This is a genomic window from Moraxella cuniculi, assembly GCF_900637105.1.
In the GTDB taxonomy this organism is placed as follows: Bacteria; Pseudomonadota; Gammaproteobacteria; order Pseudomonadales; family Moraxellaceae; genus Moraxella; species Moraxella cuniculi.
In genome coordinates this window covers 410944-426323 of sequence record NZ_LR134343.1, presented here as the reverse complement: position 1 = coordinate 426323, position 15380 = coordinate 410944, and the positions used below count along the sequence as shown (strand labels likewise).

General features: G+C 46.4%; 14 protein-coding genes and 2 rRNA genes. 13 read left to right on the top strand and 3 right to left on the bottom strand.

Annotated elements, in window-relative coordinates; genetic code table 11:
• The first annotated feature begins 16 nt into the window (after positions 1–16).
• The 3 genes from EL162_RS02040 (at position 17) to EL162_RS02030 (ending at position 4639) form a co-directional block, all read left to right on the top strand.
• A 23S ribosomal RNA gene (locus EL162_RS02040) occupies positions 17–3174 on the top strand.
• A 140-nt stretch (positions 3175–3314) separates the two neighbouring features.
• Positions 3315–3428: ribosomal RNA gene (rrf, locus tag EL162_RS02035) — 5S ribosomal RNA — on the top strand.
• A gap of 179 nt (positions 3429–3607) precedes the next feature.
• Positions 3608–4639 (top strand): hypothetical protein, encoded by a 1032-nt coding sequence (locus EL162_RS02030; RefSeq protein WP_126329728.1) that lies wholly within the window; start codon positions 3608–3610, stop codon positions 4637–4639.
• A gap of 137 nt (positions 4640–4776) precedes the next feature.
• Here the strand turns inward: EL162_RS02030 and EL162_RS02025 are convergent, their stop codons facing one another.
• Complete coding sequence (locus EL162_RS02025; protein ID WP_076555534.1) at positions 4777–5037, bottom strand: DUF1289 domain-containing protein; 261 nt, start codon at positions 5035–5037, stop codon at positions 4777–4779.
• Positions 5038–5265: 228 nt separating this feature from the next.
• Between EL162_RS02025 and EL162_RS02020 the strand changes: the two genes are divergently transcribed.
• Positions 5266–5880, top strand: a complete 615-nt coding sequence (locus EL162_RS02020; protein ID WP_076555535.1) for a YqiA/YcfP family alpha/beta fold hydrolase — start codon at positions 5266–5268, stop codon at positions 5878–5880.
• 605 nt (positions 5881–6485) lie between these two features.
• Positions 6486–8375 (top strand): DNA topoisomerase IV subunit B, encoded by a 1890-nt coding sequence (parE, locus tag EL162_RS02015; RefSeq protein WP_126329726.1) that lies wholly within the window; start codon positions 6486–6488, stop codon positions 8373–8375.
• A gap of 75 nt (positions 8376–8450) precedes the next feature.
• On the opposite strand, the gene EL162_RS02010 is transcribed toward parE, so the two are convergent.
• Positions 8451–9014 (bottom strand): cob(I)yrinic acid a,c-diamide adenosyltransferase, encoded by a 564-nt coding sequence (locus EL162_RS02010; protein WP_076555537.1) that lies wholly within the window; start codon positions 9012–9014, stop codon positions 8451–8453.
• Between the two features lie 187 nt (positions 9015–9201).
• Between EL162_RS02010 and EL162_RS02005 the strand changes: the two genes are divergently transcribed.
• Positions 9202–9489 (top strand): oxidative damage protection protein, encoded by a 288-nt coding sequence (locus tag EL162_RS02005; protein WP_076555538.1) that lies wholly within the window; start codon positions 9202–9204, stop codon positions 9487–9489.
• A gap of 5 nt (positions 9490–9494) precedes the next feature.
• Here EL162_RS02005 and EL162_RS02000 read toward each other — a convergent pair whose 3' ends face one another.
• The gene (locus tag EL162_RS02000) at positions 9495–9872 is read right to left on the bottom strand and encodes a hypothetical protein (RefSeq protein WP_197718987.1); all 378 of its coding nucleotides are present in this window, start codon (positions 9870–9872) and stop codon (positions 9495–9497) included.
• A gap of 127 nt (positions 9873–9999) precedes the next feature.
• On the opposite strand from EL162_RS02000, the gene def reads away from it, so the two are divergent.
• The 7 genes from def (at position 10000) to xerD (ending at position 15342) form a co-directional block, all read left to right on the top strand.
• The gene (gene def, locus EL162_RS01995; RefSeq protein ID WP_076555540.1) at positions 10000–10518 is read left to right on the top strand and encodes a peptide deformylase; all 519 of its coding nucleotides are present in this window, start codon (positions 10000–10002) and stop codon (positions 10516–10518) included.
• Positions 10519–10730: 212 nt separating this feature from the next.
• Positions 10731–12458 carry a DNA repair protein RecN gene (recN, locus tag EL162_RS01990; RefSeq protein WP_126329724.1) on the top strand — a complete coding sequence of 576 codons (1728 nt, stop codon included), beginning with the start codon at positions 10731–10733 and terminating at the stop codon, positions 12456–12458.
• Positions 12455–13015: a YqgE/AlgH family protein gene (locus tag EL162_RS01985; protein ID WP_126329722.1), complete on the top strand. Its 561-nt coding sequence runs from the start codon at positions 12455–12457 to the stop codon at positions 13013–13015. Before recN ends, EL162_RS01985 begins: the two co-directional genes overlap by 4 nt.
• Complete coding sequence (gene ruvX / locus EL162_RS01980) at positions 13015–13488, top strand: Holliday junction resolvase RuvX (RefSeq protein WP_126329720.1); 474 nt, start codon at positions 13015–13017, stop codon at positions 13486–13488. Before EL162_RS01985 ends, ruvX begins: the two co-directional genes overlap by 1 nt.
• 51 nt (positions 13489–13539) lie before the next feature.
• A complete protein-coding gene (locus EL162_RS01975) occupies positions 13540–14013 on the top strand; it encodes a hypothetical protein (RefSeq protein WP_227543424.1) in 474 nt (157 codons plus the stop codon).
• Positions 14014–14185: 172 nt separating this feature from the next.
• Positions 14186–14425, top strand: coding sequence for a sulfurtransferase TusA (tusA, locus tag EL162_RS01970; protein WP_076555544.1), 240 nt, complete (start codon positions 14186–14188; stop codon positions 14423–14425).
• Positions 14422–15342, top strand: a complete 921-nt coding sequence (xerD, locus tag EL162_RS01965) for a site-specific tyrosine recombinase XerD (protein WP_126329718.1) — start codon at positions 14422–14424, stop codon at positions 15340–15342. The genes tusA and xerD overlap by 4 nt, the downstream gene beginning before the upstream one ends.
• Positions 15343–15380 lie beyond the last annotated feature (38 nt).

Sequence of the window (15380 nt, the reverse complement as noted above, 5' to 3'; positions counted from 1 at the left end):
CTATTTGGGGTTGTATGGTCAAGTAATGAAGTGCACATGGTGGATGCCTTGGCAGTCAGAGGCGATGAAAGACGTGATAGCCTGCGATAAGCGTCGGTGAGGTGGCAATATCCTGTGACCCGGCGATTTCTGAATGGGGAAACCCACCTAAGATAACTTAGGTATCATAATTTATTTTATGAGGCGAACCGGGAGAAGTGAAACATCTCAGTACCCCGAGGAAAAGACATCAATTGAGATTCCCCAAGTAGCGGCGAGCGAACGGGGAGTAGCCGATTAGATTTGTAGTAGCAAAATGGCGTGGGAAAGCCAACCATAGTAGGTGATAGTCCTGTATGCGAAACTGCAATTTTAACATATTAAGTAGGGCGGAACACGAGAAATTCTGTCTGAAGATGGGGGGACCATCCTCCAAGGCTAAATACTCCTGACTGACCGATAGTGAACCAGTACCGTGAGGGAAAGGCGAAAAGAACCCCTGTTAGGGGAGTGAAATAGAACCTGAAACCGTGTGCATACAAGCAGTCGGAGCCCGACCACTTAATCGTTTTGAGGATAGCATGAACTTTTATTATGTTTATGTCATACAAAATATTGACAATCATGATGAGTTTTATGTTGGTTTTACCACCAATTTAAAACAAAGAATTGTTAATCATAATAATGGCACAACTTACTCAACCAGAGCAAGAAAATGGCAAATAGTTTATTGTGAAGCCTATATCAACGAGCAGGTGGCAAGAAAGCGAGAGCGAACCATTAAAAATAATGGTCGCATAAGAACTTTCTTAATGAACCGCATTAAATCGCAATTTGCACAACAGCAGAACGATTAAGTGGTCGGGTGACGGCGTACCTTTTGTATAATGGGTCAGCGACTTATATTCTGTAGCAAGCTTAACCGTGTAGGGGAGGCGTAGGGAAACCGAGTCTTAATAGGGCGTTTTAGTTGCAGGGTATAGACCCGAAACCGAGTGATCTATCCATGAGCAGGTTGAAAGTGCCGTAACAGGCACCGGAGGACCGAACCCACTCCCGTTGAAAAGGTAGGGGATGACTTGTGGATAGGGGTGAAAGGCTAATCAAACTCGGTGATAGCTGGTTCTCCCCGAAAGCTATTTAGGTAGCGCCTCGGACGAATACCTTGGGGGGTAGAGCACTGTTTCGGCTAGGGGGTCATCCCGACTTACCAAACCGATGCAAACTCCGAATACCCAAGAGTACTATCCGGGAGACAGACGGCGGGTGCTAACGTCCGTCGTCAAGAGGGAAACAACCCAGACCGCCAGCTAAGGCCCCAAATTCCTAGTTAAGTGGGAAACGATGTGGGAAGGCACAGACAGCTAGGAGGTTGGCTTAGAAGCAGCCACCCTTTAAAGAAAGCGTAATAGCTCACTAGTCGAGTCGGCCTGCGCGGAAGATGTAACGGGGCTCAAACTAGGAGCCGAAGCTGCGGATTTAATTGTTTCAATTAAGTGGTAGGGGAGCGTTGTGTAAGCCTGTGAAGGTGTATTGTAAGGTATGCTGGAGGTATCACAAGAGCGAATGCTGACGTGAGTAACGACAAAACGGGTGAAAAGCCCGTTCGCCGGAAGACCAAGGGTTCCAGTCCAACGTTAATCGGGGCTGGGTGAGTCGACCCCTAAGGCGAGGCCGAAAGGCGTAGTCGATGGGAAATCGGTTAATATTCCGATACTTGTTTATGATGCGATGGAGGGACGGAGAAGGTTATGTCAGCCTGGCGTTGGTTGTCCAGGTGGAAGGATGTAGGTAGGTTTAGTAGGCAAATCCGCTAGACTATTACTGAGATCTGATAGCAAGCCAGTTTACTGGCGAAGTGGCAAATACCCTGCTTCCAGGAAAAGCTTCTAAGCGATAGTCATAAACAAATCGTACCCGAAACCGACACAGGTGGTCAGGTAGAGAATACCAAGGCGCTTGAGAGAACTCTGCTGAAGGAACTAGGCAAAATGGTACCGTAACTTCGGGAGAAGGTACGCTGCTGATGGTGATAAGACTTGCTCTTTGAGCTGTTGGCAGTCGCAGATACCAGGCTGCTGCAACTGTTTATTAAAAACACAGCACTCTGCAAACACGAAAGTGGACGTATAGGGTGTGATGCCTGCCCGGTGCTGGAAGGTTAATTGATGGGGTTAGCGTATGCGAAGCTCTTGATCGAAGCCCCAGTAAACGGCGGCCGTAACTATAACGGTCCTAAGGTAGCGAAATTCCTTGTCGGGTAAGTTCCGACCTGCACGAATGGCATAATGATGGCAGCGCTGTCTCCAGCAGAGACTCAGTGAAATCGAAATCGCAGTGAAGATGCTGTGTACCCGCGGCTAGACGGAAAGACCCCGTGAACCTTTACTACAGCTTTACATTGAACTTTGACCTAACTTGTGTAGGATAGGTGGGAGGCTTTGAAGTGGCGACGCCAGTTGCCATGGAGCCAACCTTGAAATACCACCCTGGTTATGTTGGGGTTCTAACTTAGATGTAACAACATCAAGGACAATGTATGGTGGGTAGTTTGACTGGGGCGGTCTCCTCCTAAAGAGTAACGGAGGAGTACGAAGGTGCGCTCAGAACGGTCGGAAATCGTTCAAAGAGTATAAAGGCAAAAGCGCGCTTAACTGTGAGACCCACAAGTCGAGCAGGTACGAAAGTAGGTCTTAGTGATCCGGTGGTTCTGTATGGAAGGGCCATCGCTCAACGGATAAAAGGTACTCTGGGGATAACAGGCTGATACCGCCCAAGAGTTCATATCGACGGCGGTGTTTGGCACCTCGATGTCGGCTCATCTCATCCTGGGGCTGAAGCAGGTCCCAAGGGTATGGCTGTTCGCCATTTAAAGAGGTACGCGAGCTGGGTTTAGAACGTCGTGAGACAGTTCGGTCCCTATCTACCGTGGGCGTTGGAAATTTGAGAGGATCTGCTCCTAGTACGAGAGGACCAGAGTGGACGAACCTCTGGTGTTCCGGTTGTTACGCCAGTAGCACTGCCGGGTAGCTATGTTCGGATGGGATAACCGCTGAAAGCATCTAAGCGGGAAGCCCACCTCAAGATAAGATTTCCCTAAAGAGCCGTTGTAGACTACGACGTTGATAGGTTGGGTGTGGAAGTGTAGTGATACATGTAGCTAACCAATACTAATTGCTCGTTTGGCTTGACCATACAACACCCAAGTGGTTTAGTATGAATAAGTGTAAAGATTTTACCTAATAAGCTTGATAAAGAAAATATCTTGAATTGATTTTAACAAAACAAGTTAAATGCAAATAACAGACTCATAACAGCGTTGTTAATCCTTTTACGCTGACGACAATAGCAAGATGGAACCACCTGATCCCTTCCCGAACTCAGAAGTGAAACGTCTTAGCGCCGATGGTAGTGTGGTTCGCCCATGTGAGAGTAGGTCATCGTCAGCATCCTTATTTAAACCCCCTTCATCGAGTGATGGAGGGGGTTTGTTGTTACAGGGGGTTACAGAGGGTTACGAAGGAACGACGAGATGGGTGGTGAAGGATACAATTATAGTATGTATAATAATTCATCAGTTTAATAAACTGTGTTTGGATTAGAATTTAAGATTTTATCGGAGAGATTAATGAAAAATCTTACACTGACTGGCAGACGCCCATCTTGGCGTGGGATTTTTGCAGGCCTGTTGATGGGTCTTGTGGTATCAATGGCTATGCTTGCCTTGGCTTTGGTGCTTAGTTCATTTTTATCATTAGATTTGCGTGGTGCAGGCATTGCCGCAGGTATTTATGCAGCATTGACGGCATTGTTAAGTGCTTTTGTGGCGGGGTATTTTGCAGTCAAGTCATCAGCACCAGAGGCTTTGTTTGGTGATGGTACAGATATCGCACCCAAAGATGCAACGCTGACTGGGATTTTGACCGCGGCAGCAATTGTGGTAATCAGCTCGGTTTTTGCATTTAATGGCATCACAGGTGTGGTAAAGACCGCTGGTAATGCTGTTGGCGGTACAGCAAGCATGATTGGCAACGCTGCAGGAGCGGTGGCATCAACAACTGCAACTGTAGCAGGTGCAGGAGCGGTGGCAGTGAATGCCTCAAGTGAAGGAGGGATTGCCAACAAAGCACAAGAGCTGTACCAAAAAGCAACGGGCAATATCAGCCGTGAAGATATTGAGGCTTGGGTTGCAAAAAATAATGACAGCTTTGATCAAGCACAGGTGGCGGCAACTGTTAATGTTCTAGAAGGCATGGTGAACAAGACCAAAGCCGACCTTGCCAAAATGGATTTTGGTAACATTGATACTTGGAAAAATATTGATGAATACGCCAAGCAGCGTGCGGCCGAAGTTGAAACTGTACTAAAAGGCGATGAGTTGATTAACCGCTTGCAAAATGAAGGCTTAAGCGAGGCTCAGGCTGTACAAGTGCGCAAGGTGGCGATGACTTCTTATCAAGAGTATCGAGCAAGTACCGAACAAGCCATCGCTGATGCCAAGCTAAAAGCGGAACAAGCACTGCAAACCGCAGAAGAAACAGCACGCAAAGCCGCTTTGTATTCAGGTTTGTTTTGGTTGATTAGTACTTTATTGACCTTTGTTGCCAGTGTTTTGGGTGCACGATCTGCGGTCGCCAAATTAACCAATCGCAGAGTGTGATTGCTGGTTTATTAGCAATTTGCCAAGGCGTAAAAGGTAAGCAAATACTGCCCAAGTAGCCATTGGCATGAGAAAAAACCCTCATTCTTACAGAATGGGGGTTTTGTTTGCCAACATGATAACTTGGGCTGCTGGCTTTAAAAAATCTCAAGCTGGTTTGGTGTGCCAACAAAGTCCAATTCAATCTGTGGCTGTGCTTTTTGACGCAAATGCTCATGAATCTGCCTGCGACGACGGGCAAGTAAAACAAGCACTCGATGTTTTTCGTCATCGCTCATGGTGTGCCAGCGTTGTCGCTCACTGCGATTGCGAAGACAACCGATGCAGTAGCCTTTTTTGTTCATTTGGCAAATGCTGATACAGGGGTTGTCGATGGCAAAAAGTTCAACTTGTGGCATGGTTGGCGATTGATTGATGAAATGCTTACTATAAACGCAAATTGGCGATTTGGCAATAGTCCAAAAACTGACTGCATATAAAAATTTTAATATTTATCAAATTTTCTTACCAAATGACTTGGGCTGGTTAAAGAGAATGTTGTCTTTTGGCACTTTGCCGAAGGCTTTGATTTTATGCTTATTTTGTTATAAACTGTTGGCTAGTTTGTTAATGAAAAAGGTGTGGTTTTGAAACTGATTTATCTGCACGGACTGGACAGTGATAGCAATGCTACTAAGGCTCAAATTACCCATCAATTTTGCCAAGAACACTACCCAGATATCACAGTGCTGCGACCTGACCTAAATCGCACGCCTGATGAGGTGGTGGCACTTTTGGTTGAGTTGATCGGCGATGGCAAGGATACTGTGCTGGTTGGTTCATCGCTTGGCGGTTATTTTGCCAATTTATTAAGCGACATGACCGCCGTGCCGTGCGTATTGCTCAATCCGAGTATCCGCCCAGATTTGAGTTTTCGGCGGTTTTTGGCAAATCATTTTGATGGGCAACCGCTGGCTGATGAGACGGTAATTTATCGTACCTCAGGCGGTTGGCAGATTAAATTTGCAGATTTGGCATGGTTTGAAAATCATCGCTTGATTGCAAAAAATCCAAATAAAATCAAAGTGTTGCTAAAAATGGCTGATGAGCTGTTGGACGCTACCGCCACGCAAGCCTTTTATCAGTCTTGTGGGGTGGCGGTATTGGCACAGGCAGGTGGCGACCATCGCATGAGTGATTATGACAAGCAGGTGGCAACGGTGCTAAATTGGGTTTTGGCGTTGGTAAATTTGCCAAGATAATTAGGTGCAGAGAATTTGAGTAGGTTTTGAGTAAGTGGCGTTATTTGCCATGCGCTTTGTGCCAAAATTATAGCTGATGTTATGATTTATTTTTAAGAAAATATTAATAATTTGGGCGATTTTATGGGAATTTTTGTGATAATAATGGGTAAATTATCGCAAGATTGTAATTTGATTTTTTGAATAATTATTAACCAATATTTTTAAATTTTAAAATATAAATTTTTGGCATTTGACAGCAGAACCTTGATGGGCAAATGCACGAAATGCACCATCAGATAGGGCAGATTGATTTTGTGCAAGTGGTTGCTTTGTTAAGATAAATAAAGAGTTGATTGCTGCTAGAATTGGCATAATAATTAAAACAAACTAAATAATTTTTGAAATATTAGCACTAATAAATGCTGCATTATAACAAGCATGGCGTATCAATAATAAAAATTGGCGGCTACATGATGATTGATAAATCTACATAACCACAGCTGTTGAATTGAAAAAATTTACACAAGGTTGGCAGGGCTGATGGTGGTAATCACGGCTTTGCCATTGCCCAACTTATCATCTTTGGTGTACAATGGCGGTAATTTTTTTGTAGATTGATTGCCATGAGTGCTTATACTTCCCAAAAATTAGAAGTCCTAGAGGGGCTTGAACCTGTACGCCGCCGTCCCGGTATGTACACCGATACCACACGACCCAATCACCTTGCCCAAGAGGTCATTGATAACTCGGTTGATGAAGCCTTGGCGGGTTTTGCACGCCATATTACTGTGGTGCTACATACTGATGGCTCGCTGTCTGTCGAGGACGATGGGCGGGGTATGCCGACCGACATTCACCCTGAATTTAACCAATCGGGTGTTGAGCTGATTTTGACACGATTACACGCTGGCGGTAAATTTAGCACGGATAATTATCAGGTTTCGGGCGGTTTGCACGGTGTGGGCATCAGCGTGGTGAATGCTTTATCAACCAAAGTGGCGGTTACGGTGTGGCGTGATGGGCTTGAACATCGTATGTTGTTTGAGCAAGGGCAAGCTGTTACGCCATTATTGGCTGATAAGGCGGCAAATAAAAAAAAGCGTGGCACAAAGGTGCAATTTTGGGTTGATGAACGATATTTTGACAATCCAAAGTTTGCCATCAAAGCACTCAAGCACAACCTAAAAGCCAAAGCGGTGCTCTGCACGGGATTGCAGATAGACTTTATCAGTCAGATTGATCCTGCCGACAGCGAAAGTTGGCAGTTTAGTGATGGTGTGGTGCAGTATCTGACCGAGCAGCTTGATGGGCTGCCTGCTTTGCCCGATGAGCCATTTTATTTTAGCGTTGAGCCTGCCAAAGGTGAAAGAGGCGGTGCAACTTTTGCCTTGTCATGGCTTGCCGAAGGGGGTACGCCCGTTACCGAAAGTTATGTCAATCTTATCCCTACTGCCCAAGGTGGGACGCATGTCAATGGATTGCGAACAGGGGTGCTGGAGGCGTTGCGTGAGTTTTGTGATATTCATAATCTGTTGCCTCGCAATGTCAAGCTGTCAGGCGAAGATGTCTGGGACGGCGTGAACTATATTTTGTCGCTAAAATTTGTCGAGCCGCAGTTTAGTGGGCAGACCAAGGAGCGATTGTCCAGCCGTGAGGCAGCACCGCTGATGCAGACACTTGCCAAAGATGCGTTTAGCCTGTGGCTCAATCAGCACCCAGACAGTGCCAAAGCCATTGCCGAGCTTGTGATTAGTAAGGCAACGAAACGACTGGCAACCGCCCAAAAAGTGGCACGCAAAAAAGTCGCCCAAGGGCCTGCCTTGCCCGGTAAATTGTGGGATTGTCGTGGTGGCTTAAAAGAAGGCTCCGAGCTGTTTTTGGTTGAGGGGCAGTCAGCAGGGGGCAGTGCCAAGCAGGCACGAGATAATGCGTTTCAGGCGATTTTGCCATTGCGTGGCAAGATTTTGAACACTTGGGAGGTGTCGTCCGATACGGTGCTGTCTAGCCAAGAGATTCATGATATTGCCATCGCCATCGGTGTCGACCCTGCCTCTGATGATTTGTCCGAGCTGCGGTATGATAAGATTTGTATCTTGGCAGATGCCGATAGTGATGGATTGCATATTGCGACTTTGATTTGTGCGTTATTTGTCAGACATTTCCCTGCGTTGATTGAGGCGGGGCATTTGTATGTTGCTGTGCCGCCTTTGTATCGCGTGGATGCAGGCAAAGAGGTGCATTATGCACTTGACAATGAAGAACTAGAGCAGGTGCTTGCCAAACTTGGCAACAAAAAACCGCAAATCACCCGCTTTAAGGGTTTGGGTGAAATGAACCCCAATCAGCTGCGTGAAACCACCATGAATCCTGATACGCGTAAGTTGGTGCGACTGGATTTGGACGACATACACAGCACGAACAGCATTATGGACAAACTGCTTGCCAAAAAGCGTTCGGCAGATCGCAAGCAGTGGCTTGAGACCAAAGGAGATTTGGCAGATCTTGCGGTATAAACACGCTTTGCCAGCTTGCTCCCACAAAGCCATGCCAGATCTGCAAACAAAAGCCGCCGAAAGGCAGCTTGTTGGTTATTTTTGCCAAAGTACCTCTTGTCCGCCATCTAGTCTGGCAACCACACGAGCCAGCACAAATAAGTAATCAGACAGGCGGTTTAGGTATTGTTTGCTGGCATGGCTAATGTTGCCATCTCGTTCAGATAGGCGTACAAGCAGCCGCTCGGCATCACGGCAGCTGGCACGCACCACATGGGTCTGAGCGGTGGCAACAGAGCCTGCAGGCAGAATGAAGTCTTGTAAATAGGGCAGAGGTTCGTTGTGTTGTTCTAGCCAGCGTTCAACGGTTGCAATATCATCTGTAGTGATGGCAACATAGCCGATTTCGGCATGATTTGGCAGGGCAATCTCACCACCGATATTAAACAGTTTGTGCTGAATAATGCCAATCTCATCACACACTGTTGGCAGTTTTTGAGCCAGATGAGCTTGCAGCAGACCGATTTGAGCATTTAATCCATCAACTGCCCCCATGGCATCAAACCGCAAATCCGACTTGGATAAGCGACTGCCATCAGCCATGCCCGTTGTGCCATCATCACCTGTGCGTGTGGTAATTTTTGAGAGTCGATTGCCCATCATTGCTCCTTTGGTTGGGTGGATTATTTATTAAGACAGATTGATTGTCGGCAAAAATTCTTGCCAATGTCTGCCAGCTTGGTTATTGTAACATGAATTGTTGCATGATTTGGAAAGGGTGGCAAATTTACCACGCCAATAGGCAAAATCTGCTATAATCATTACATCGCATCATCAAGGAAATTTTATGCAAACTTTTAATCCAGCAGACCACATGGTCTTTTGTCGTAAATATAAACAAAATCTGCCAAAATTGCCAAATCCGCCATTTCCCAATGACAAAGGTCGGCAAATTCAAGAAACAGTATCAGCCAAAGCGTGGCAAGAATGGCTGGAGCTACAAACCATGCTGATTAACGAAAATCATCTAAGCATGATAGACCCTGCTGCCAAAGCCTTTTTGAATGAGCAGCGAGATAAATTCTTGGACAATGCTGATTACGAAAAACCGCAAGGCTATGTGCCAAAGGCATAATGGGCTTAGCGACCTGTCAATCGCCAGCGATTTTGTGCATAAATCAGGCGTATTTTGCCATCATCGGAGACATAGCCGCCTTTGTTGGCTTGTAGTATGAGAGGGCGTGGTAGGTTGTTGGCAAAGACTTCCGCCAGCTGTTTGTCCTCAGACAAAATAACATACACCGAAAGTGTGCCATCATCGTTGTCAGCAAAGTGAAAAGTCGCTGCATTAAAGGGCTGTACGCATTTTTGTTGCAGTGCCGAGTAGCGAAATCCTGCCGTGCTTAGGCAACCATTGGCATCTGTATTGGCAGTGATGGTGCTGATGGTAGGTGAGCTTTGGCAAGCACCAAGCAAAATGCCAATGCCAAGATAGATGGCTGTTTTTGGGTATTTCATGACAAATCTCCGCAGGTAAATAAGCGATGACAAATTACCAAGTGGCACAGTTTTGGTGAATTTGGTTTTGTTTGTGGTGATTTTAGATTATAATAAACTTTTTGCAACCAAATAGCGAGATGAGACGATGGCACGATTGCCAATTTTGACCTATCCTGATCCACGCTTGCGTACCATTGCCAAGCCTGTGGCAGACATTGATGAGAGTATCACAGCACTGGTTGCTGATATGTTTGAGACCATGTATGATGCACGAGGCATTGGGCTTGCAGCAACGCAGGTGGATCGTCATGTGCAGGTGATTGTTATGGATTTGTCAGCAGATGCCGATAATCCTGCACCACAGGTGTTTATCAATCCTACCGTTACGCCATTGACTGATGAGCTGGCTCCATATCAGGAGGGTTGTCTATCAATCCCTGAGGTGTATGACACCATCGAGCGTCCCAGCCGTGTCAGAATTGAGGCGATGGATGACAAAGGTCAAAAGATTGATGTTGAAGCTGATGGGCTATTGGCGGTATGTATCCAGCATGAGATGGATCATTTAAATGGTAAGCTGTTTGTGGATTATTTGTCCACGCTTAAGCAAGCTCGTGCACGCGATAAAGTCAAAAAAGTCCTCAAGGCACGAGACAAAAAATAACCACCCAAAACCATTTGTTGATACAGATGGTTTTATTTTTGGGTTTGGCTGACTGCTGTATTTGGCAGCGTGTTTATTTTGCCAATTTTTCAGCAAACGCCCAGCTTGTTTGTTGTCTTGCCAAAAACAAAGCAGCTTGGTAACATTTTTATCATTGCCAAATGGGTGCTGTTTGATTATGATAGAGGGTTGATGACGGATAGAGATTGGCTATGCTTATTTCACTGACTTTACAAAATTTGGCATTGATTGACGAAAAAGAAATCAGCTTTGATGAGAAATTTAATGTCATCACAGGCGAGACAGGTGCGGGTAAATCATTGATTTTGGACGCATTATCGCTGTGTGCAGGTGAGCGTGCTGATAGTGGCATGGTGCGGCATGGCTGTGATGAGGCAAGTGTTTTTGGTGAGTTTGATGTCAGTGGCAATCAGAAAGTTGCGGCATGGTTTGCCGAACATGATCGCACGCTTGATGAGCCTGTTTTGCTCATTCGTCGCAAAATCAGCAGTCAGGGACGCTCAAAGTCATGGATAAATGGCGTGCCAGCGAGCATCAGCGAACTAAAAAGCCTTGGGGCGATTTTGGTCAATATCCACAGTCAGCACGCAGGGCTTGAGCTATTAAAACCTCAGTTTGTGGTTGAGTGGCTTGATGAGATTGGTGGCTTTGGTGAATTAAAACAACAAAGCAAACTGGCATTTGACAGCTATCAATCGCTAAAAAAGCAAGCAGAGCAGGCACGCAGTCAGTCGGCACAACGGGCTGACCGCATGGCGTTATTATCAGCAAAAATTGCAGATATTGAGCCGCTGTTGTCGGTGGATTTTGAGCAAATAGAAGCCGAGCATGATGAGCTTTGTAACCTTGAACAGCTGATGAGAGAGGCTTTGCAGGCGGCAACGCTGCTTGATAGCGATGACGATACGCCGTCTGTTGCATCTTTGTTGTCGCGTGCGATGCGGATTTGTGATAATCACAGCACGAACAAGACTTTTGGTGAATGCAGTCAGCTTTTGGCATTGGCACAAGAGCAAATCCAAGAGGCGACCGCCAAGCTGGTTAATTATGCCGATCAGCAACTGCCAGATGAGGCAAGGCTCAATGAGTTGGATACGCTGCTTGGTTTGGCACATCGCTTGTCTGGCAAGTATCATACGCCAATTGCGGAACTGATTGCTGATGCTACCAACTGGCAACAAGAGCTGGATATGCTCAATAATTTGCCTGATAACGACACTCTTGAAGCTCAAGTGCAGACGGCGTACCAAGCGTATCTGCAGGCAGCCGAAGCACTTGACGAGGCACGAATCGCCCACGCACCCGATGTCTGTGAGCGACTGGAGGCAAGGCTGTTGCCCTTGGCATTGCCCAATGCTCGCTGTGAATTCGCCTTTAATAAAAAACCAGAACAGCAGTATAATGCACAAGGCACTTATGAGATTGCGTTGTTGTTCAGTGCCAATGTTGGTATGCCGCTACAGCCTTTGCACAAGGTGGCATCAGGGGGAGAGCTGTCTCGTATCGCCCTAGTAATGCAGGTGATGGCATCGGGCGATGGCGGTGCAAGACCAACTTTGGTCTTTGATGAGGTTGATGTTGGCATCAGTGGTGGCACAGCCCAAGTGGTTGGTGAGTTATTGCGAACCTTGGGCAAGCACCAGCAACTGCTTGCCATCACGCATCAAGCACAAGTGGCAGCGGCAGCACATCGGCATATCTTGGTACATAAGGAGCATGGTGAGCAGACGGTCAGTGATATGCGTATTATCACAGGCGAAGAGCAGATTGATGAGCTGGCTCGTATGTCAGGCGGGGTGAATATTACCGATGCTACCAGAGCCCATGTAAAAAGCCTGCTGGCTGACATCCGTCATGCTGATGAGCTGACTGCCAATTTACCTGCCGAGCCATCAAAGCAAGGCAGGAAAGCCCCATGAATCAAGCATTATTAAAGTTGAACCATCATTTTTTGATACCGACACCGCAGTTGCAAGATGATCGCTTTGTGGATACGCTGGTCTATATTTGTCGGCATACCAAAGAGGGTGCGTGGGGATTTGTGGTCAATCAGCCACTGCCAAACAGCGTGGGTGCGTTGCTTGCTGATTTGGATTTGCCTGTTAGTCAGCAGATGATGAATACGCCTGCCGTTGATGGTGGGCCTGTGCGAATTGAGGCAGGGTTTGTGTTGCACACAGGTCAGCCTGATTTTAAGTCTTCGTTTGTAATTGCTGAGAATGTCTGTCTGACTACCAGCAAGGACATTTTGCAACATTTGGCATTTGGCGAGTTGTCGCATTATTTGTTGTGTATGGGGCATTGCAGCTGGAGCAAGGGACAATTGGAAGCAGAAGTTTGTGCAGGCGATTGGTATATTTGCCCTGCTGATTTGCCAACCTTATTTTTGACACCATTTGCTGACAGGTTGGCTGCTTGCTATGCCAAGATGGGCATTAAGCCTGAGCGATTGGCTGCCAATTTGGGATATGCGTGATGACAACAGCAACTTTGATTCTTGCTTTGGATTATGGGGTAAAAAAAATGGGCATGGCACTGGGCAATAGCCTAACTTGCGATGCACGCCCCTTTGATATTTTGGCGATGAATAATGGGCAGCCCGACTGGGATAATTTGCTTGGTATCATCAAGCAGTGGGGCATTGGCGAGGTGCTGGTTGGCTTGCCGCTGAATATGGACGGCACAGAATCGATGCTCTCAAAGCGGGCACACAAATTCGCTCGTAGATTGGCTCATCAGCTTGCCGAGCGTCGTCAGGCGGTGGCGGTGTTTGTTTATGACGAACGGCTAAGCTCACAAGATGCCAAAGCCATCGCTCTGCAACAAGGCTGGATTGCTTCGCCTTATGAGCCAGTTGATGATGTGGCAGCGTGTTTGTTGATTGACAGTTATTATCGCCAGCCAGAATTTGCGGTATTTGTCAGCAGTTACAAACCAAGTAACAAATAGCCGCTTACACCTTAATAGCAACCCTTTGACAAATTGGTCTCAAGGATTATTATGCAGCAAACACTGATTATTCAAACATTTACCAAGGCTATCAAGCAGGGAAATTTGGCGGTACGCTTGGTGCTTTTGGCGGTGATTTGCTTTTGTGTGCTTGGTACATTGGCAAGTCTGCCTGCATTGGCAAACAACGCATGGGTGTATTATGCGTTTCATTATTTGCCCTATGGGTTGATTGCCTTGACGATGCCGATTAGCCTGTATCACAGTTTTTTGTTGTTGCGTTATCGAGTGATGCAGCCGTCAATTTTGTTTTTAATCCTTGCCATAGGTGTGGGTTTATTGATTGTGGCGTTGTTTCGTGGGCTGATATTCGGTGCTGACAAGGTGTTTTTTATGGCGGTATTTTTGGCGATGATTGCTTGGCTGGGTATGCCGTTTTTGTTTCGTGTAAATTTAAATAAATTTTTAAAATTCTTAACAGAAAATACCAATAACGACCAGCCATCACTGCCAGATGAGAAGTGATTGGACACATGACATCGGCAGACAGTCCAAGCGTGGGATTGTGGCGGCATTATGGGTAGATTCTATTAATTCATCAAAAATACAGTTATTAGTATAAATAAAATCAAAGTTAAGCAAACTTCATTGCTAACTTAGCAATGAGAAGCAAACTGGCGAGCTATTGGGTAAAATAATGACAACCATTCATCATACTTTGGACACCACAGGGCTAATCTGCCCAGAGCCTGTCATGCTCCTGCACAAAACCATGCGGCAAGCGGCAGCAGGCGAGTGTATCGAAATTCATGCCACCGACCCTGCCACCATGCGTGATATTCCAAATTTTTGCCGTCATTTGGGGCATCAGTTGCTTGTCCAAGAGCAGTTAAGCGAGGGCAGTTATCGCTATCTTGTACAAAAAAAATCGGCATGAAAGCCCTATCCCCCAGAAAACCTGCCGCCATTATTTATGATGACGATCCTGATTATCTTAGCCAGTTTCGTGCGGCGATGCTTGCCAAAGGGCTATCGACAGCCACACGCAATGCCTATAGCCAAGATTTGCGATTGTGCATTCGCCTGTCTGATACCCCCGTTGCTTCTTGGGAGGCAGGTGAGCTGAAGGCACATTTATCAAAATTAAGGCAATTAAACCAATCTGAACGATCCATTGCACGCAGTTTGGCAAGTTTGCGGCAGTTTTTTTTGTGGCAAATCGAAACAGGCGTGCGTACGGACAATCCTTGTCAGGGCATCAAGCCACCAAAACTTGGCAAATCGTTACCAAAAACACTCTCAGAACAAGATGTAAACGCCCTGCTCAATGCTGCCGATACGACCACTGACAGAGGCTTAAGGGACAAAGCAATGCTTGAGGTGCTGTATGCTTGTGGGCTGCGAGTCAGTGAGCTGGTTGGCTTGTCGCTTGAGAATCTAAACCTAAACGCAGGGTGGTTGTCCGTTGTGGGCAAGGGTGGCAAGGCACGACTGGTGCCACTTGGTGAGTATGCTCAAGCGGCATTGGCGGCATATTTACAGGTGCGTGCTAATTTTTTGCTTGGCAAAAAAGACTGTCAGGCGGTATTTTTGACCGAGCAGGGCGGTTATATGACGCGGCATAATTTTTGGCACATTATCAAAAAATACGCTTTGTCAGCAGGGATTAGCACTGCCATCTCGCCACATACTTTGCGTCATGCGTTTGCCACGCATCTGGTGAATCATGGGGCGGATTTACGCAGTGTGCAGCTGCTATTGGGACATAGTGATTTGTCCACCACGCAGATTTATACCCATGTTGCCAGCACTCGATTACAACAGCTACACGCTGCCCATCACCCACGAGGCTAAAAAATACAACTGTAAACTGTAAATTTATACTAATTCAT

Bases quoted from the DNA above. Each gene is read 5' to 3' on its own strand.
- EL162_RS02030 (WP_126329728.1), top strand. From the start codon at position 3,608: ATGAAAAATCTTACACTGACTGGCAGACGCCCATCTTGGCGTGGGATT.
- EL162_RS02025 (WP_076555534.1), bottom strand. From the start codon at position 5,037: ATGCCACAAGTTGAACTTTTTGCCATCGACAACCCCTGTATCAGCATT.
- parE (WP_126329726.1), top strand. From the start codon at position 6,486: ATGAGTGCTTATACTTCCCAAAAATTAGAAGTCCTAGAGGGGCTTGAA.
- EL162_RS02010 (WP_076555537.1), bottom strand. From the start codon at position 9,014: ATGGGCAATCGACTCTCAAAAATTACCACACGCACAGGTGATGATGGC.
- EL162_RS02005 (WP_076555538.1), top strand. From the start codon at position 9,202: ATGCAAACTTTTAATCCAGCAGACCACATGGTCTTTTGTCGTAAATAT.
- EL162_RS02000 (WP_197718987.1), bottom strand. From the start codon at position 9,872: ATGAAATACCCAAAAACAGCCATCTATCTTGGCATTGGCATTTTGCTT.
- def (WP_076555540.1), top strand. From the start codon at position 10,000: ATGGCACGATTGCCAATTTTGACCTATCCTGATCCACGCTTGCGTACC.
- recN (WP_126329724.1), top strand. From the start codon at position 10,731: ATGCTTATTTCACTGACTTTACAAAATTTGGCATTGATTGACGAAAAA.
- EL162_RS01985 (WP_126329722.1), top strand. From the start codon at position 12,455: ATGAATCAAGCATTATTAAAGTTGAACCATCATTTTTTGATACCGACA.
- ruvX (WP_126329720.1), top strand. From the start codon at position 13,015: ATGACAACAGCAACTTTGATTCTTGCTTTGGATTATGGGGTAAAAAAA.
- EL162_RS01975 (WP_227543424.1), top strand. From the start codon at position 13,540: ATGCAGCAAACACTGATTATTCAAACATTTACCAAGGCTATCAAGCAG.
- tusA (WP_076555544.1), top strand. From the start codon at position 14,186: ATGACAACCATTCATCATACTTTGGACACCACAGGGCTAATCTGCCCA.
- xerD (WP_126329718.1), top strand. From the start codon at position 14,422: ATGAAAGCCCTATCCCCCAGAAAACCTGCCGCCATTATTTATGATGAC.